This is a genomic window from Kaistella gelatinilytica, assembly GCF_015679325.1.
Lineage (GTDB): Bacteria > Bacteroidota > Bacteroidia > Flavobacteriales > Weeksellaceae > Kaistella > Kaistella gelatinilytica.
Genome location: NZ_JADPVI010000001.1, coordinates 934,065 through 951,201 on the forward strand (window position 1 = coordinate 934,065; position 17,137 = coordinate 951,201).

At 36.1% G+C, this 17,137-nt stretch carries 17 protein-coding genes; 10 read left to right on the forward strand and 7 right to left on the reverse strand.

The window, feature by feature from the left end; translation table 11 throughout:
• Nucleotides 1–67: 67 nt before the first annotated feature.
• The 3 genes from IV494_RS04055 (at nucleotide 68) to IV494_RS04065 (ending at nucleotide 4,297) form a co-directional block, all read left to right on the forward strand.
• A complete protein-coding gene (locus IV494_RS04055) occupies nucleotides 68–1,342 on the forward strand; it encodes an aminotransferase class I/II-fold pyridoxal phosphate-dependent enzyme (RefSeq protein ID WP_196078876.1) in 1,275 nt (424 codons plus the stop codon).
• A gap of 78 nt (nucleotides 1,343–1,420) precedes the next feature.
• Entirely contained in the window at nucleotides 1,421–1,831 is a 411-nt protein-coding gene (locus IV494_RS04060) for a GreA/GreB family elongation factor (protein WP_196078877.1), read from the forward strand.
• 270 nt (nucleotides 1,832–2,101) lie between these two features.
• Nucleotides 2,102–4,297 carry a B12-binding domain-containing radical SAM protein gene (locus tag IV494_RS04065; RefSeq protein WP_196078878.1) on the forward strand — a complete coding sequence of 732 codons (2,196 nt, stop codon included), beginning with the start codon at nucleotides 2,102–2,104 and terminating at the stop codon, nucleotides 4,295–4,297.
• A gap of 93 nt (nucleotides 4,298–4,390) precedes the next feature.
• Here the strand turns inward: IV494_RS04065 and IV494_RS04070 are convergent, their stop codons facing one another.
• From IV494_RS04070 to atpD, 4 genes are all read right to left on the reverse strand, one after another.
• Nucleotides 4,391–7,039: an MGH1-like glycoside hydrolase domain-containing protein gene (locus tag IV494_RS04070; protein WP_196078879.1), complete on the reverse strand. Its 2,649-nt coding sequence runs from the start codon at nucleotides 7,037–7,039 to the stop codon at nucleotides 4,391–4,393.
• Between the two features lie 179 nt (nucleotides 7,040–7,218).
• Nucleotides 7,219–8,028, reverse strand: coding sequence for a glucose 1-dehydrogenase (locus tag IV494_RS04075; RefSeq protein ID WP_196078880.1), 810 nt, complete (start codon nucleotides 8,026–8,028; stop codon nucleotides 7,219–7,221).
• A 236-nt stretch (nucleotides 8,029–8,264) separates the two neighbouring features.
• A complete protein-coding gene (locus IV494_RS04080; RefSeq protein WP_196078881.1) occupies nucleotides 8,265–8,546 on the reverse strand; it encodes a FoF1 ATP synthase subunit delta/epsilon in 282 nt (93 codons plus the stop codon).
• 80 nt (nucleotides 8,547–8,626) lie between these two features.
• Entirely contained in the window at nucleotides 8,627–10,135 is a 1,509-nt protein-coding gene (gene atpD, locus IV494_RS04085) for a F0F1 ATP synthase subunit beta (RefSeq protein WP_196078882.1), read from the reverse strand.
• A gap of 102 nt (nucleotides 10,136–10,237) precedes the next feature.
• Here atpD and IV494_RS04090 point away from each other — a divergent pair, with 102 nt between their 5' ends.
• Nucleotides 10,238–11,158, forward strand: coding sequence for a bifunctional riboflavin kinase/FAD synthetase (locus tag IV494_RS04090; protein ID WP_196078883.1), 921 nt, complete (start codon nucleotides 10,238–10,240; stop codon nucleotides 11,156–11,158).
• A gap of 122 nt (nucleotides 11,159–11,280) precedes the next feature.
• On the opposite strand, the gene IV494_RS04095 is transcribed toward IV494_RS04090, so the two are convergent.
• Complete coding sequence (locus IV494_RS04095; RefSeq protein WP_196078884.1) at nucleotides 11,281–11,634, reverse strand: MmcQ/YjbR family DNA-binding protein; 354 nt, start codon at nucleotides 11,632–11,634, stop codon at nucleotides 11,281–11,283.
• A 119-nt stretch (nucleotides 11,635–11,753) separates the two neighbouring features.
• On the opposite strand from IV494_RS04095, the gene IV494_RS04100 reads away from it, so the two are divergent.
• A complete protein-coding gene (locus IV494_RS04100; protein WP_196078885.1) occupies nucleotides 11,754–12,410 on the forward strand; it encodes an NAD(P)H-binding protein in 657 nt (218 codons plus the stop codon).
• A gap of 154 nt (nucleotides 12,411–12,564) precedes the next feature.
• On the opposite strand, the gene frr is transcribed toward IV494_RS04100, so the two are convergent.
• Together frr and pyrH are read right to left on the reverse strand one after the other, a co-directional pair.
• Nucleotides 12,565–13,119, reverse strand: coding sequence for a ribosome recycling factor (gene frr, locus IV494_RS04105; RefSeq protein ID WP_196078886.1), 555 nt, complete (start codon nucleotides 13,117–13,119; stop codon nucleotides 12,565–12,567).
• A gap of 50 nt (nucleotides 13,120–13,169) precedes the next feature.
• Nucleotides 13,170–13,880, reverse strand: coding sequence for a UMP kinase (gene pyrH, locus IV494_RS04110; protein ID WP_039347025.1), 711 nt, complete (start codon nucleotides 13,878–13,880; stop codon nucleotides 13,170–13,172).
• Nucleotides 13,881–14,014: 134 nt separating this feature from the next.
• Here pyrH and porQ point away from each other — a divergent pair, with 134 nt between their 5' ends.
• From porQ to IV494_RS04135, 5 genes are all read left to right on the forward strand, one after another.
• Nucleotides 14,015–15,013: a type IX secretion system protein PorQ gene (gene porQ, locus IV494_RS04115; RefSeq protein ID WP_196078887.1), complete on the forward strand. Its 999-nt coding sequence runs from the start codon at nucleotides 14,015–14,017 to the stop codon at nucleotides 15,011–15,013.
• Between the two features lie 60 nt (nucleotides 15,014–15,073).
• Nucleotides 15,074–15,748, forward strand: a complete 675-nt coding sequence (gene cmk / locus IV494_RS04120; protein WP_196078888.1) for a (d)CMP kinase — start codon at nucleotides 15,074–15,076, stop codon at nucleotides 15,746–15,748.
• A 102-nt stretch (nucleotides 15,749–15,850) separates the two neighbouring features.
• A complete protein-coding gene (locus tag IV494_RS04125) occupies nucleotides 15,851–16,237 on the forward strand; it encodes a YtxH domain-containing protein (RefSeq protein WP_039347018.1) in 387 nt (128 codons plus the stop codon).
• 82 nt (nucleotides 16,238–16,319) lie between these two features.
• A complete protein-coding gene (locus IV494_RS04130) occupies nucleotides 16,320–16,628 on the forward strand; it encodes a phage holin family protein (RefSeq protein WP_039347016.1) in 309 nt (102 codons plus the stop codon).
• Between the two features lie 4 nt (nucleotides 16,629–16,632).
• On the forward strand, nucleotides 16,633–17,130 hold the full coding sequence (locus IV494_RS04135) for a phosphoribosyl-ATP pyrophosphatase (RefSeq protein ID WP_196078889.1): 498 nt from the start codon (nucleotides 16,633–16,635) through the stop codon (nucleotides 17,128–17,130).
• Nucleotides 17,131–17,137 lie beyond the last annotated feature (7 nt).

Here is a 17,137-nt window from a genome sequence, read left to right on the forward strand (position 1 = left end):
AGGTTTTTTTTGTAGTATAAATTAATTCAATTTTTTTTCATAAATTACAAAATAATAAGATAAAATAATGACAGATATTTTTGATCGTCTTCGGGGAAATCCAGGTCCATTGGGCCAGTTTGCAGATTATGCAGAAGGATATTTTGTTTTCCCAAAGTTAGAAGGTCCTATTGGTCCAAGAATGAGGTTTCAAGGAAGAGAAGTTATATTTTGGAGTGCCAATGATTATTTAGGCCTTTGTAACCACCCGGAAGTTTTAGAAGCTGATGCAAAAGCAGCTGCACAATACGGAATGTTTTATCCAATGGGAGCCAGAGCAATGTCTGGCGAAACAGAAGAGCACCAGCAACTGGAAAGAGAGTTAGCAGAATTTGTAGATAAAGAAGCAGCTTATCTCTTAAACTTTGGTTATCAGGGAATGGTTTCCACGATTGATGCCTTGGTCGGAAGACATGATGTGATCGTGTATGATGCCGATTCTCACGCTTGTATCGTTGATGGAGTGCGTTTGCACATGGGTAAAAGTTTTACCTACAAACACAATGATATCGAAAGTCTGGAAAAAAATCTTGTTCGTGCAACAAAAGTGGCGCAGGAACAGGGAGGCGGAATTTTGGTGATTACAGAAGGTGTCTTCGGAATGCGTGGTTTGCAGGGTAAGATCAAAGAGATCTGTGCTTTGAAATCTAAATTTAGTTTTAGACTTTTAGTTGATGATGCTCATGGATTCGGAACTTTAGGAGAAACCGGAGCCGGTGCAGGTGAAGAGCAAGGTTGTCAGGATCAAATTGATGTTTACTTTTCGACTTTCGCAAAATCGATGGCAGGTTTCGGAGCTTTTATAGCAGGTGATGCAGATATCATCCGTATTTTAAAATACAATTTACGCTCGCAGGTTTTTGCAAAATCTTTAACAATGCCAATGGTTATCGGAGGTTTAAAAAGATTGGATCTTTTAAGAACACGACCTGAAATTAAAGCAAAATTGTGGGAAAACGTACATAAATTACAAAACGGACTTATCGAAAGAGGTTTCAACATCGGTGGTTCAAACACTTGTGTGACGCCTGTAATGATGCAGGGTTCAACGGTTGAAGCTACTCTACTTTCCAGAGATCTAAGAGAGAATTTCGGAATATTTACTTCAGTTGTAATTTATCCTGTGATTCCAAAAGGAATGATTTTATTAAGATTAATACCAACAGCATCGCATACCGATTCTGAGATCAATGAAACATTGGCTGCATTTGAAGAAATTCAGAAAAAATTAGTTTCAGGATTTTATAAAGAGCAGGAAAAGAAATTATTGGAGGAAAAAAATCTTCAATTTAAAGACCGATAGTATTTTTCAAAAATTTATTTATATAAACCGTTTGAAAAATTCAGACGGTTTTTTAATACCCCAAACTAAAAACAAAATATGGAACAAATCATTATAACCAAACAAGATAGCACCAGAATTCATAATGCAATTCGCGATGCAAAACTGAAGAATGCGATTAAAAAAGAAGATGCAGATAAATTATTGGCAGAGTTACACAGTGCGAAAATAGTTTCGTCCGAAGATATTCCGAAAGATGTAGTAACCATGAATTCTATTGTAAAAATTCATTTTCAAAACAATAAAAACAGCGTTCAGTTTCAAATTGTTTATCCACATTTGGCGAATATCAAAGAAAATAAAATTTCCATTTTTTCCTCGGTTGCCTCTGCTTTAATTGGTTACCGTGTTCACGATGAAATCGACTGGTTAATTCCTTCCGGAATGACGAAAATTGTCATCGATGAAATTATTTACCAACCTGAAGCTGCAGGTGATTTTGATTTATAAATTTAAAACCACATAAGTCACAAAAGTTTTTAATATTTTGAAGGTTAAAGATTTCGTATTAAAGATAAAAAAAGGTTGAAGCAACAGCGTTTTACTTATTTGAACTTTAATTCAAAGATCTTTTTGCTTTTCACTTTTGTTAATTTTGTGGTTTAAAAAATTCTATTATAAGTTTTTGCCATTTACTACACTTTTTTACATATTAATTCAGCATACTCTTGTGACTTTTGTGGTTAAGTTATTTACAATAAATTTGCAAAAAGATTCCTATTGAAAGATCTCCTTCTCATCACTCCGCCTTTTACTCAGCTCAATACGCCTTATCCGGCAACGGCTTATATTAAAGGGTTTTTGAACACCAAAAATATTTCAAGTCATCAAATTGATCTTGGAATTGAAGTCATATTGGCATTATTTTCAAAAAACGGAATTGAAAAAGTCTTTTCAAAAAATATTGATTCACCAGAAACTTCCGAAAATTCAAAGCGAATTTTTGCTTTAAGAGATGAATATATCAAAACCATCGAGCAGGTTATTCTCTTTCTACAAAATAAAAATCCAACTTTAGCAAGACAGATTTGCACAATGAATTTTTTGCCGGAAGCATCACGTTTTAATCAGCTCGATGATATGGAGTTTGCGTTCGGAAATATGGGATTACAAGATAAAGCGAAACATCTTGCCACTTTATATTTAGAAGATATTTCAGATTATATTGTCGAAAATATTGATGCTGATTTCGGTTTTAGCAGATATGCAGAACGAATCGGTCAAAGTGCGAATTCTTTTGATGAATTGTATTCAAAGTTAAATGCTCCTCAAACTTTTACAGATGAATTTACCTTAAAGATCTTAAAGGAAAAATTAGATCTTATCCAACCGAAAATGGTTTGCTTTTCCGTGCCGTTTCCGGGGAATTTATATGCTGCTTTTCGGTCTGCACAATTTATAAAGGCAAATTATCCAAACCTGAGAATTGTTATGGGCGGCGGTTTTCCAAATACGGAACTTCGCGAACTGAAAGATGCGAGAGTTTTCGAGTTTTTCGATTATATCACTTTAGATGATGGCGAATTACCGATTGACCTGGTTTATGAAAATGCGATTTTGAATTCAAATATTTCTGAAGGAGAATTCAAAAGAACTTTTATTTTAGAAAATCAGGAAGTAACTTATAAAAATAACACTTCAAAACCCGACTACAAGCAAGCTTTTATTGGAACTCCGGATTACAGCGATCTGCTTTTAGATAAATACATTTCGGTCATAGAAATTGCCAATCCGATGCACAGTTTATGGAGCGACGGACGATGGAATAAATTGACAATGGCGCACGGTTGCTATTGGGGAAAATGTACTTTTTGCGATATTTCTTTAGATTACGTGAAAATGTACGAACCCATTTCTGCTAAGATTTTAGTGGACAGAATGCAAGAATTAATCGCACAAACTGGCGAAACAGGTTTTCATTTCGTGGACGAAGCTGCACCACCGGCTTTGATGCGTGAAGTTGCATTAGAAATTCTTCGTAGAAATTTAGTCGTGACTTGGTGGACGAATATTAGATTTGAAAAAAGTTTTACTAAAGATTTATGTTTCTTATTGAAGATCTCAGGTTTGGTGGCAGTTTCGGGCGGACTGGAAGTTGCGAGTGATCGTTTGCTAAAATTAATAGACAAAGGCGTTTCTGTAGATCAAGTTGCGAAAGTAACTCGAAATTTCACTGAAGCCGGAGTTATGGTTCACTCCTATTTGATGTTTGGTTTTCCGACGCAAACGGTTCAGGAAACGGTAGATTCTTTGGAAATGGTTCGTCAGCTTTTCGAGATGGGAATTTTGCAAAGCGGTTTTTGGCATCAGTTTTCGATGACGGCGCATTCACCAATCGGAAAAAATCCTGATGAATTTGGAGTTCAACCGCTTAAAAAAGAAATTTTATTCGCCAATAACGATATTGAATTTACCGATAGTACAGGGATTGATCACAGCAAATTTAGTTTTGGCTTAAAGAAATCTTTACTCAATTTTATGCACGGAATTAACTTTGACCTTCCCTTAAAAGACTGGTTTGATTTCAAAATTCCGAAAACGACGATTCATCCAGATTATATTCACGATTGCCTTTTAGAAGAAGAGAATTTTATTTTTAAAGCAAATTCAAAATTAGTTTTCCTGGATAAAAATCCGCAAACTGAAAATTTTGTAAAAAGAACAAAAGCCGGAACTTTTGAGTTTACAAAACTTACCTTTCATCTCCGAACAAATATTGTAAAGCTCGAATTAGAAAGAGAAAAGGCAGAATGGTTACTCAAAATCTTTAAGGAAAATTCCACAGAAAATCCAAAGAAAATAACGTTGCAACAGTTGAAAAATCAATTTGAAGAAATCTTTGAAGACTTCGAATTATTCTGGTTTTCTAAACCAATTCAGCAATTAAAAGAAAACGGCGTTATTCTAAGTTTGTAGTTTACTTTATATCACGAGCATATCATGGAATTTTAAATATTCCAATTTTATTCTGCAAAAATATTACAAAAAGGGAGAAAACATTTAAAATTTTTATTTTACGGCTTTCGTCTCTGCAATTGCTGATGCTTTTTGCTCTAATCTAGGTTGAAGAATTTTGGTGATCAAACCTGTCCATCCTGTTTGGTGCGAAGCTCCCACGCCTCTTCCGTTATCGCCATGAAAATATTCGTAAAATAAAATATAATCTTTGAAATCTTCATCGGTTTGAAATCTTGGATATTGGCCGTTGACAGCGCGATTGCCATTTTCATCTTTAAGAAAAATTTTGGAAAGCCGCTTTCCTAAAGAGGTTGCGATCTCATCAAGATTAGAATATTTTCCACTTCCTGTCGGATATTCGACCAGGAAATCCGGACTGTAATAAAAGAAAAATCGCTGTAAACTTTCGATGATGAGAAAATTGATCGGAAACCAAATTGGTCCGCGCCAGTTGCTGTTGCCACCAAATAAACCGCTGTCACTTTCTGCAGGCGTATATTTCACCGAATAATCCATCCCATTCAGCTGAATTTGAAAAGGATTTTCCTCATAAATTTTTGAAAGTGCACGAACGCCGTAATCGCTCAGAAATTCTTTTTCGTCGAGCATTCTCGCCAGTAACCTTTTCAAACGGTGACCTCTCAGTAAACTCAGCAAGTGTTTGGAATCCTGCCCTTTTACTTCCCAATGTGAGACTAAGCCTGCAAGTTCCTTTTTGTTCTTCAGTACCCAATCCATCCTAGCTTTGAAAAGCGGAAGTTTCTGTAAAATTTCATCTTCAATGACTTCCACCGCAAACATTGGAATAAGTCCCACAATGGTCCGTAAACGCAGGAACATATTTTCGCCGCTATTGGTCGTGATCGCATCATAGAAAAATTCATCCTGATCGTCCCAGAGAGAGAAAGCATCATCTCCCATATTGTCTAAAGCATTGGCTATATAAAGGAAATGCTCAAAAAATTTCGTGGCCATTTCTTCATAGATGTTGTTGTATTGCGCCAATTCTATCGCAATTCTCATCATGTTCAAAGAATACATCGCCATCCAGCTTGTTCCATCTGCCTGTTCCAGACTTTCGCCATTTGGTAAAGTATCACTGCGATCGAAAACTCCAATATTATCTAAACCCAGAAATCCGCCTTCAAAAATATTATTTCCGTTGACATCTTTTTTATTCACCCACCATGTAAAATTCATGAGCAATTTTTGAAAGACAGATTCTAAAAACTTTAGATCTGGTGTTCCTTTCATTTTTTCATCAATCTTAAAAACGCGAAAAACAGCCCATGCGTGAACCGGCGGATTTACATCAGAGAAATCCCATTCGTACGCCGGAAGTTGACCATTCGGATGCATATACCAGTCGAGGGTAAACAGTTTGAGTTGCTCTTTCGCAAAATCGGGATCTATCAAAGAAAAACTGATACAGTGAAAAGCCGAATCCCAAGTTGCATACCACGGATATTCCCATTTATCGGGCATCGAAATGATATCAAAATTATCAAGATGTTTCCAGTCATAATTCCGGATCTTATCCCGGGATTTCGGCGGAATCGGTTCGGAAGGATCGCCTTTTAACCATTTGAAAATATTATAATGATAGAATTGCTTATTCCATAACATCCCTGCGAAAGCTTGTCTCTGGACTAATTTTTCGTCGTCTGAAGTAATTCCATGTTGAATATCTGCGTAAAAATCATCTGCTTCCTTTTTCCGAAGATCAAAAAAATGATCGAAATCTTCAAAAGGTTTTTCTAAATCGTGATCACTTATTCTAAATTCAAAAGTTCTGGAAGATTTTGCGGCAATCACATCCTCAATTAAAAAGGAAGCTTTGGTTCCAAAATTTTCGGGATTAATACACTGTTGCTTTCCACTTAGTACGAAATTATTAATTCCGTCTTTATGAAAGGGTTCTGAATTTGGGGAATTATAAAGCCGCAGATTATTGCTTTCATTATCGCAGAAAATAGCAGAAGATTTTTCCTTCGCGTAAAAATTTTTAAATGCGACTTCCTTATGGTTGATGTTGATGCAATTTTCAACCGTTGAACATAATTTTGGTTTATAATTTTGATATCCCCAACTCCAGGTATTTCTAAACCAAATCGTGGGTAAAATTACGAGCGGCGCCTCATTCTCAGATTTATTAGTTACTGAAATTTTGACGAGAATATCCGTGGGAGAAACTTTTGCATATTCAATAAAAACATCAAAATATTCATTGTTATCGAAAATTCCTGTATCGATTAGTTCATATTCCGGATCCAGTTTTCCTCTCTCTGCATTTTTCTGAATTAAATCGTCGTAAGGAAAGGCATTCTGAGGATATTTGTAGAGCATTTTCATGTAAGAATGCGTTGGAGTGTTGTCTAAATAATAGAAATATTCCTTCACATCTTCGCCATGATTTCCCTGAGCATTGGTAAGTCCGAAAAATCGCTCCTTCAGCATTTTATCTTTCTTATTCCAAAGACCTAAAGAAAAAACCATCAACTGCGTATCGTCACAAATTCCGCATATTCCTTCTTCACCCCATCGGTAAGTTTTTGCTTCGGCGGTGTCATGATTAGTATAATTCCAGGCGTCACCATCTGCACTGTAATCTTCGCGAACCAAACCCCATTCCCGATTGCTGACGTAAGGTCCCCATTTTTTCCAGGCTACATCGCTCAGTCTTTTACTTTCTTCAGTCATGTTTTTTATTTGTGAATTATAAATGGGTGAATGGTGAATTTTAAAAATATTTTAATTGAAAATACGATCTTTATTCCTGGCTGCGAACTGCGCCCCGACTTGAACGGAGCTCTTTTTGTGACGAGGTACGAGGAGCAAAAAAGCGGGAGTGGAAGGCGGAAATAGGCGCCCAAAAAATATTATCCACCGGTAGAAAAACTCTCGAAAGTCGTCATTCCACCATCGATGAAAATACTTGCTCCTGTAATATAATCTGAAAAATCACTTGCTAAAAATACGGCAAGATTTCCGATATCTTCGGGTTGCCCAATTCTGTTGTATGGAATTAAAGTTAACAAAGAATTCAATGCTTCCGGCGTATCCCATGCGCTTTTATTGATGGGTGTTTGTATTGCACCCGGACAAATTGAATTTACGCGAATTTTCTCGGCACCATATTCCTGTGCCAAAGTTTGCATCAACATTCGAATTGCACCTTTACTGGAAGCATAATTCGCGTGTTTTGCCCAGGGAATAATTTCGTGAACGGAAGAAATATTAATGATTTTTCCACACGCCACAGATTTGGCAGGATCAATTCCACGGCGTAGGAATTCTTTAATCGCTTCTCTTGCACAAAGAAACTGTCCTGTTAAGTTGACGCCAATCACGGCATTCCATTGATCGATTGTCATTTCAGTAAACGGAGAATCTTTTTGAATTCCGGCATTATTCACTAAAATATCTACCGTTCCCAGTTGGGAAACAACGTCCTGAAACATTTTAATGACTTCGTCTTCTTTGGAAACGTCGCACTGACAAATAATTCCTTTTCCGCCCTTGTCGGTAATTTCTTTTAAAACTGCGTTTGCCTGATCTAATGCACCTTCATAAGGATAATTAATAACGACCGTTGCACCAGATCCTGACATTGATTTTGCAATTCCAGCTCCTATTCCGCTGGAGGAACCTGTGATGACAGCAACTTGGTTTTTTAAAGAAATTTCCATTCTAAATTGATTTGATTGTTTTGAAAATTAATGTTTTATTGAACTCCCGTCGATTTAACCGATCAGGAATAAAAGAATTACTATCAAATTTAAGAAAATCAAAAGTTTTAAAATGAGATATTTATGTTAAATAAAACACAATATCATCAATGTTAGAAAGATATTTTAATGGTAATTCTATAAAAAAAAATCCCGCCTTCAAACGAAGACGGGATTTTACATGATTTTCAAAGTGTTTACTCTGCGAGAATAATTCCTTTGTTATTATTGAATTCGATGACACCACTTTTCACAACGAAAGAAAATACACTTTCTTTCTCGTTTTCTCTGGTGAAATGCATTGCAGAACTCTCATCAATTTGATTGGTGAAAATTCTAACTTTTCCACCGATCAATGAAGCTACAATTGCAGCGTGATCTTTCATAATATGGAAATCACCATTTTTTCCGGGAAGCAAAACAGAGCTCACTTCACCATCAAAAACTACAAATTCCGGGGTTAATATCTTTATATTCATTTTTTAAAATTGTAGATTATAGATTTTAAATTCTAAATGATCGCTCAATCTAAAATCTAAAATTTAACATTTAAAATTTATTACGCGTTTTCCGCTAACATTTTTTGTCCAGCTTCGATCGCTTCTTCAATCGTACCTTTCAAGTTGAAAGCTGCTTCTGGCAAGTGATCTAATTCACCATCGATGATCATATTAAATCCTTTGATAGTGTCCTTAATATCAACCAAAACTCCTTTCAAACCTGTAAACTGTTCTGCAACGTGGAAAGGTTGAGAAAGGAAACGCTGTACTTTTCTAGCACGGTAAACCGCTGATTTATCTTCTTCCGAAAGTTCTTCCATCCCAAGAATCGCGATGATATCCTGTAATGCTTTATATTTTTGTAGAATTTCTTTTACTCTTTGAGCACAGTCGTAATGTTCAGCTCCTAAGATCTCAGGAGTCAAAATTCTTGAAGTTGAAGCCAAAGGATCAACCGCAGGATAAATACCTAATGAAGCAATTTTTCTATCCAAAACCGTAGTTGCATCTAAGTGAGCAAAAGTAGTTGCTGGAGCTGGATCCGTTAAATCATCCGCAGGAACATAAATCGCCTGAACTGAAGTAATTGAACCATTTTTTGTCGAGGTAATTCTTTCTTGCATCGCACCCATTTCTGAAGCCAAAGTTGGTTGGTAACCTACTGCAGATGGCATTCTTCCAAGTAATGCAGATACTTCTGAACCGGCTTGTGTAAAACGGAAAATATTATCAACGAAGAACAAAACGTCTCTTCCCTGTCCTTGTCCGTCCCCATCTCTAAAATACTCAGCGATCGTTAAACCAGACAAAGCAACTCTGGCTCTTGCTCCAGGTGGCTCATTCATTTGTCCGAAAACGAAAGTACATTTAGAGTCTTTCATTTGTTCAAGATCGATTTTAGATAAATCCCATCCTCCATTTTCCATAGAGTGCATAAATTCATCACCATATTTAATAATGCCTGATTCAAGCATCTCTCTCAAAAGGTCATTTCCTTCTCTCGTTCTTTCACCAACACCGGCAAAAACTGAAAGTCCACCGTGTCCTTTTGCAATATTATTGATCAATTCCTGGATCAGTACTGTTTTACCAACACCTGCACCACCGAACAAACCAATTTTACCACCTTTAGAATAAGGCTCTACCAAGTCGATTACTTTAATACCAGTAAAAAGAACTTCAGCAGAAGTAGATAATTGATCAAATTTAGGCGCTTCTCTGTGTATTGGTAAACCATTTTCTTTTGAAACTTGTTGAATTCCGTCAATCGCATCACCAACTACATTAAACAAACGACCATAAACTTCGTCACCTACAGGCATTGTAATTTGTCTTCCTTGAGAAATTACTTCCTGACCTCTTTGAAGACCATCGGTTGCATCCATTGCGATACATCTTACAGAATCTTCACCAATATGTTGTTCTACTTCGAGAATTACTTTGTTACCGTCGGTTTTTGTAATTTCCAATGCATCATAAATGCTTGGAAGTTCTGCAGCATCTGCAAAATGTACATCGATTACAGGACCGATAATTTGAGAAATTTTTCCTTTAATTTGGTTTGCCATTGCTAAATTTTTACGTGTTTGCAAATATAATGAAAGTTCCCTAATCTGCAATTGGTTCAAAAGAAGATTTTTATCATATTTGCACGATCAAAATTTCTTCTTTTGAAAATCATCAAAAATCTTCAAGATTACCACCAAAAAACTCCTTTGGCACTTTCCATCGGAATGTTTGACGGCGTTCATCTTGGTCACCAATCTATTATCAATCAATTAATTAACGTTTGCAAACTAAAAAGTTTAGAAACTGGCTTACTCACCTTTTGGCCGCATCCCAGAACGATCTTCAGTCCGAATGACGATCTGAAATTATTGAATACGATTGAAGAAAAAACTTATTTTCTGGAAAAACATGGCGTTCAGCACTTATTTCTGAAAGAATTTGATCCCGCTTTTCGCAACCTGAGTGGCGAAGAATTCGTAAAACAGATTTTAATTGAGAAATTAAATGTGAAATATTTGATCATTGGTCACGATCATACTTTCGGAAAAGACAAAAGCGGTGACTTTGCCTTATTGGAAAAAATGGCTCCGGAATTTGGTTTTGAAGTTCAGCAGGTTGAAGCCGTTGATTTTCACGAAAAACACATCAGTTCAACGCAGATCAGAAATGCACTATCGGCCGGAAATGTAAAAGAAGCGAACGAAATGTTGGGTTACGTTTATTCAGTTTCAGGAAAGGTTATTCACGGTAAAAAGATCGGCAGAACTATTGGTTATCCGACTGCTAATATTGAAGTTAATTCGATGAAACTTCTGCCTAAAAAAGGAGCATATATTGTTGATGTCTTTGTAAAAGATCAACATTTGAAAGGAATGCTCAGTATCGGAACCAATCCTACGGTTTCAGGGAATGAACTTTCTGTGGAAGTTTATATTTTAGATTTTGATGGAGATATTTATGACGAAGATATTTCTGTAAACTTCCGCGAATTTTTGCACGAAGAAATCAAGTTTGAAAATCTGGAGAAATTGATCGAGCGGTTGGATGAAGATAAAATCCGAACTGAAAATTTCAACTTTTAAGGTTTTAAAATCACAAAAGGCGCAAAAGTTTTAGTGAATAGGATTTTTCATAGAGTGCACAAAACTGGAAGTATTTCAGAGGAAAAATTTAATAAACAGATCTAATTTTTGACCTTGATTTTTTAAGAATTGAAAACTTCTTCCCTTATTTTTTTAGGTAAAGACGCTACGATCAAATCATAGGACTGATCGATCATTTTACAGATTAAATCTTTTTTCAAACCTTCACACAGAACCGAATTCCAATGCGTTTTATTCATGTGATAAGCGCCTTCGATTTGCGGATGCTTCTCGCGAAGTTCAGCGCTCCATTCCGGATCAGTCTTTACCGCAATACTCAAAGGTTGTTTTTGCAAAGGCATTAATAAAAATATTTTTCCACCCACTTTTAAAACCAAAGTATCAGGATTGAAAGGAAAAGTCTCTTCTACTCCATTTTTCGCGAGACAGTAATCGAGAATTTCGTTGGCATCCATATTATATGAGTAATTAGAAATGGGTAATAAGTAATTGTTGAATCTCCCTCAAATTTAGTAATTTTATGCAGTAAAAGTGATTGCCCATTGCTAATTACTTATTACTAATCAAAAAAATTATGAAAGCACTTATCATCGGCGCAACCGGCGCTACGGGAAAAGATCTGGTCAATCAATTACTGAACGATTCAGATTATAAAGAAGTTGATGTTTTCGTGAGAAAACCTTTAAGTATAGAAAATCCGAAATTGAAAACGCATATCGTCGATTTTGAAAAACCCGAAGAATGGAAAGATCTGGTAAAAGGTGACGTCGCCTTTTCATGTCTCGGAACCACTTTAAAAAATGCCGGAAGTAAAGAAGCGCAGCGAAAAGTAGATTACGAATACCAGTATAATTTTGCGAAAACTGCGAAAGAAAACAACGTTGAAGATTATATTTTAGTTTCCTCTTACGGCGCTGATCCGAAATCAAAAATTTTCTATTCCAAAATGAAAGGTGATCTGGAGAAAAGCGTAAAAGATCTCCACTTTAATAAGATCACTATATTTCAACCCGGAATGCTCGAACGAAAAGACACCGAAAGAACAGGCGAAGTTCTGGGCGGGAAAATCATTAAGTTTGCAAATAAACTGGGAATGTTTAAGGATCAAAAACCACTACCAACCGAAGTTTTGGCCAAAGCGATGATCAATTCCTCTAAAATAAAATCGAACAGTTATTCTAAAATAAAATTGGGAAGTATTTTCAGTTTTGCAGAGAAAGGTAAGCTGTGATGAAATAATATTTAATGATCATAAGCTTTTTACCACAAAAGTCATAAAAGTTTTTTACCATTTTAAAGTGATTGTGATGATGGTAAAAAGTTCACAAAATTAAAGCCGTTTCAAAAAATATTTGAAACGGCTTTTTTATATTATACAAATGAAATTAAACTTTCATAATTTCTGCTTCTTTTGTTTTCAAATGATCATCGCAAATTTTCACGAATTTATCAGTCAAAACCTGAATTTTAGATTCTTCATCTTTAATTAGATCTTCAGAAACACCATCTAATTTTCTCAGATCTTTCATTCCTTCCTGTCTTGCATTTCGGATGGTAATTTTAGTAGCATCAGACTCGCCTTTTGCATTTTTCGCTAACTGAATACGTCTTTCCTCCGTTAATGGTGGAACATTCAACGTAATACTTTCTCCATTGTTCATCGGAGCAAATCCTAAATTTGAATTGACAATTGCTTTTTCGATCGCTCCAATCGCAGTTTTATCCCACGGTTGAATAGAAATCGTCATCGCATCTGGAATCATTACGTTTGCAACCTGACTCAAAGGAGTTGGCGCGCCGTAATATTCAACCATCACGTCTTGAACCATCGTCGTAGAAGCACGACCGGCTCTGATTTTTTGAAAAGCATGGTCCAAATGTTTGATAGCAGCATCCATTTCCTGCTTAACCATCTCTGTGATCATTTCTAAATCTCCCATAAATTTTTTGTTTCTAGTTTAAGGTATTTCCTTTTTATCTGCTTTTTTTACTAAGATATGTTGACTAAAGTTCCTATATTTTCTCCCTGTACGATTTTCAAAAGGTTCCCTTCTTTATTCATATCAAACACAATAATAGGCAATTTATTTTCGTGGCTTAAAGTAAATGCGGTCATGTCCATCACTTTCAAACCTTTTTCAAAAACTTCTTCGAAAGTTAAAGAATTATATTTTACTGCATCTGCATTTTTTTCTGGATCTGAATCATAAATTCCATCCACTCTTGTTCCTTTTAAAATAACATCTGCACCGATTTCGATAGCTCTTAAAGTTGCAGCAGTATCGGTTGTAAAATAAGGATTTCCTGTTCCTGCGCCAAAAATTACTACTCTTCCTTTTTCTAAATGTCTTGTTGCTTTTCTTTTGATAAATGGTTCTGCCACTTTATCCATTTCGATCGCAGACTGAAGTCTTGTATGAATTCCTGCATCTTCCAAAGCGCCCTGTAAAGCCATTCCGTTGATCACGGTTGCCAACATTCCCATATAATCACCCTGAACTCTATCCATTCCTTTTGCAGCACCTGCCAATCCGCGAAAAATATTTCCACCACCGATCACAATGGCAACTTCACAATGAATATCTACCAGTTTGCGTATTTCGGCAGCATATTCCTTCAAACGGTCATTGTCAATTCCGTAAGACCGGTTTCCCATCAAAGCTTCACCGCTCAGTTTAAGAAGAATTCTTTTGTATTTCATTTTTTTACTTTATTACTTTTTTTGCACTGCAAATATAAGGAAACCCAAATAATTTCGTTAATAGATTTATATTTACAGAGAAATATTTTCAAAAATTATATAAAAGAATTATTTTTGCCCTAATAAACACCAATTTGAAAAAATCTACCTTCCTTTCATTTCTATTTTTATCTGTGATTTTGTTTGCTCAGGAAGGGACAAACGTTTACCCATTTCTAAATATTCCGGTTTCTGCAAGACAGGCTGCTTTAGGTGGTGACGCAGTTTCCGTTAGAGATTACGACGTGAGTTTTGCAGGAGTGAATCCGGGATTAATGAATCTGGACCAGGATCAAATGATCGCTTTAAATTTTGCCTCTTATCTCGCCGACTCCAAATATGGAACCATCGCTTTTGTAAAAAACTTAGGGGAAGCGCATTTGGTTTCCTTCAATGCGCGGTATATGGATTATGGTAGAATGCCGAGAACGGACGAAAGTGCAACGATCGACGGTGAATTCGGCGCGATGGACGCTTCTGTCGGAGTTGGTTATGCCTATCAATTTGATGAAAACTGGACAATCGCAGGCGGCACAAATTTCGTGACCTCAAGAATTGATAATTACACCTCAATGGCAGTCGTTGGAACAGCTGGAGTTACCTATCATAATACACAATCTAAAGAAACCGTGGCATTGGTATTCCGTAATTTTGGGTATCAGTTCAAACCTTTCAATGGCGTTCGAGAAGATGTAGCATTTCGCGTAGATTTGGGTTACACTAAAATTTTAGATGATTTTCCGGTGGCATTAACGATCACAGCGCATGATCTGCAAAAACTAAATATTTCTCAGGATTTTAATAATAATGGTCAGGAAGTAAATTTTGGAAGAAAACTGGCGGATCATTTCTCAGTCGGTGCTGAACTTTTTCCTGAACAAAACTTCAATATCCGTTTTGGTTATAATGTAAAGCGTGGTAATGAACTTGCGGTTTTAGACCAACGAAGTTTTGCGGGACTTTCCGCTGGATTTGGAATTAAAATATCTTCTTTCCGTTTCGATTATGCCCATATTCGCTATCACAATTCTTCAAATGTGAACATGTTCGGATTGACTTTAGATCTGATCGAAGTAAGCGGCAATAGAAGATAATTCTACCCACAGAATGTCAATTTATTTGCCCTCTCCAAAAAAAATCAGGAAATTAGCGCTATGAGAAAACCCGTAATCGCTATCGACGGCTATTCATCCACCGGAAAAAGTTCGATTTCCAAAATAATCGCGCAGGAACTTGGTCTTGTTCACATGGACACTGGTGCGCTTTACCGGGGAATTACTTATTTCGCCCTACAAAACTGTTCGAATAAAGACGGTGGAATTAATTTGCCGGAATTATTCAGCAGGTTGAATGAAATTCAGTTGGAATTTAAACCTATTGATAAAGAACTCGTGATGTTTCTTAATGGAAAAGACATCTCTCAGCAAATCAGAAGCAATGAAGTCGCAGCAAACGTAAGCTTGATTGCGTGTCAAAAAGAAGTACGAGATTTTCTTTTAGAAACCCAACGGGAAATTGCAAAAAAAGGTGGTGTGATCTTAGACGGTCGCGATATTGGAACCGTAGTGCTTCCAAATGCAGATTACAAATTTTTTCTTACCGCAAGTGTTGAAGAGCGAACCAGAAGAAGATTCATGGAGTTGCAATCTTTAGGAATTGAAACGGACGAAATGTCAGTAATGCAAAATTTGACCAGTCGTGACAAAACAGACAGCGAGCGAGAAGTTGCACCACTTCGAAAGGCAGATGACGCCATCTTAATTGACAATACGCATTTGTCTAAGAAAGAAACAATTGCTCTTATAATTTCACACCTTCATGACATTTAACATATTTTAAGAAATCGAATGGCAACAATGGTATATTAATTGTAACTTTATAAGAGATTGAAATCATCAATTATATTTATTAACTATTAAAAATTAACTAAGATGTCAAAAAAAGGTAATAACAATGTAGCAGGAGTATTAGCTGGTTTGCTTGCAGGTGCTGCAGCAGGTGTAGTGTTAGGAATGCTTTATGCGCCGGAAGAAGGAACTGAAACAAGAAAAAAAATCAAAACTAAAGCGAGCGATTTGAAAGATCAGGCAGTTGATCAGTACGGAAAAGTTTCTGAGAAAGCGAAAGAGCAATATCAAGATGTTTCTAACAAAGTGAAAGATCAGTATGGCAACATTTCTTCTCAGTTCAAAGAAACTGCTGACAAAGTAGTAACTTCTGTGAAAGACGGTTACGACAAATACAAAGATCAGGCGATCGCAAAGACTACTGAAGTAGTGAAAGACGTTGAAAACGAATTAGACGGATTGAAATCTTAAATTAATTTCCGTTTTATTCTCTTAATAAAAAGGAACTTAATCATAAGTTCCTTTTTTTTGTAACTTTATAAAAAATTAAAGCATGTTGGATCTTATTAAAGAATATGCCTATAAAAGAGCAGATCTACTCAAGTTAGAAGCCACCGAGAAAGTGGTAACCATTTTGGGAACAGCAATTTACATTATTTTGGGTTTGTTTTCATTACTCTTTTTTGTGCTTCTCCTCCTTTTTGGGATTGGTTTTCTCATTGGAACTTACCTCCATAACTATGGTTATGGACTGCTCATCGTGGCGGGCTGTTTTCTTTTGATTTTAATTGTTGTTTTAATGAATAGAAAAACGATTAAGAACAAAGTGGCTAATAAAATTCTTGAATCTTTAGACGATTAATATTATGGGAAACAAATACGAAAGCCTGGAAGAACTTCGAAGAAAAAAGGCTTTACTAAAAAAAGATATTTCGGGGATGGAAGAGTTGCTTACTTTTGAAAATACAAAAGAAAGTTTGAGCGCACTCACGCACGGTTTTACCGACAAATATCTGAAGTCCGAGATTCAACCGGATGGTGAAACAAAAGTTGCTTTAAAAACACAGGAAATTTTTAAAGAAGTTTCAAACACTGTGAAGGACTCCTTACTAAGCAGACATTCCGTTCTTGGGTTTGCGAAAAGCGGTGCCGGATTAAATGTTATCGAAAACACCTTGAAAATTGCCGCCGTAACTTTTGTCGGGAATTTTGCCAAAAAGAACCTGCGAAATACAAACTGGAAAAAGAAAGCCATCGGTTTAGCTTTAATTTATTTAGCGCCGATCATATTGAGATTTATACGGCAAAAATTAGAAAATTACCAGAAAAACCGAACGACTTCCAGTATGGAACAACTCATATAAAATAAAC

What these genes read in the sequence shown, in the direction of transcription:
- IV494_RS04130 (WP_039347016.1), top strand. Translation starts at nt 16,320, where the DNA reads ATGTTGGATCTTATTAAAGAATATGCCTATAAAAGAGCAGATCTACTC.
- IV494_RS04055 (WP_196078876.1), top strand. Translation starts at nt 68, where the DNA reads ATGACAGATATTTTTGATCGTCTTCGGGGAAATCCAGGTCCATTGGGC.
- IV494_RS04135 (WP_196078889.1), top strand. Translation starts at nt 16,633, where the DNA reads ATGGGAAACAAATACGAAAGCCTGGAAGAACTTCGAAGAAAAAAGGCT.
- IV494_RS04070 (WP_196078879.1), bottom strand. Translation starts at nt 7,039, where the DNA reads ATGACTGAAGAAAGTAAAAGACTGAGCGATGTAGCCTGGAAAAAATGG.
- IV494_RS04075 (WP_196078880.1), bottom strand. Translation starts at nt 8,028, where the DNA reads ATGGAAATTTCTTTAAAAAACCAAGTTGCTGTCATCACAGGTTCCTCC.
- frr (WP_196078886.1), bottom strand. Translation starts at nt 13,119, where the DNA reads ATGGGAGATTTAGAAATGATCACAGAGATGGTTAAGCAGGAAATGGAT.
- IV494_RS04100 (WP_196078885.1), top strand. Translation starts at nt 11,754, where the DNA reads ATGAAAGCACTTATCATCGGCGCAACCGGCGCTACGGGAAAAGATCTG.
- cmk (WP_196078888.1), top strand. Translation starts at nt 15,074, where the DNA reads ATGAGAAAACCCGTAATCGCTATCGACGGCTATTCATCCACCGGAAAA.
- atpD (WP_196078882.1), bottom strand. Translation starts at nt 10,135, where the DNA reads ATGGCAAACCAAATTAAAGGAAAAATTTCTCAAATTATCGGTCCTGTA.
- IV494_RS04095 (WP_196078884.1), bottom strand. Translation starts at nt 11,634, where the DNA reads ATGGATGCCAACGAAATTCTCGATTACTGTCTCGCGAAAAATGGAGTA.
- IV494_RS04080 (WP_196078881.1), bottom strand. Translation starts at nt 8,546, where the DNA reads ATGAATATAAAGATATTAACCCCGGAATTTGTAGTTTTTGATGGTGAA.
- IV494_RS04125 (WP_039347018.1), top strand. Translation starts at nt 15,851, where the DNA reads ATGTCAAAAAAAGGTAATAACAATGTAGCAGGAGTATTAGCTGGTTTG.
- pyrH (WP_039347025.1), bottom strand. Translation starts at nt 13,880, where the DNA reads ATGAAATACAAAAGAATTCTTCTTAAACTGAGCGGTGAAGCTTTGATG.
- IV494_RS04060 (WP_196078877.1), top strand. Translation starts at nt 1,421, where the DNA reads ATGGAACAAATCATTATAACCAAACAAGATAGCACCAGAATTCATAAT.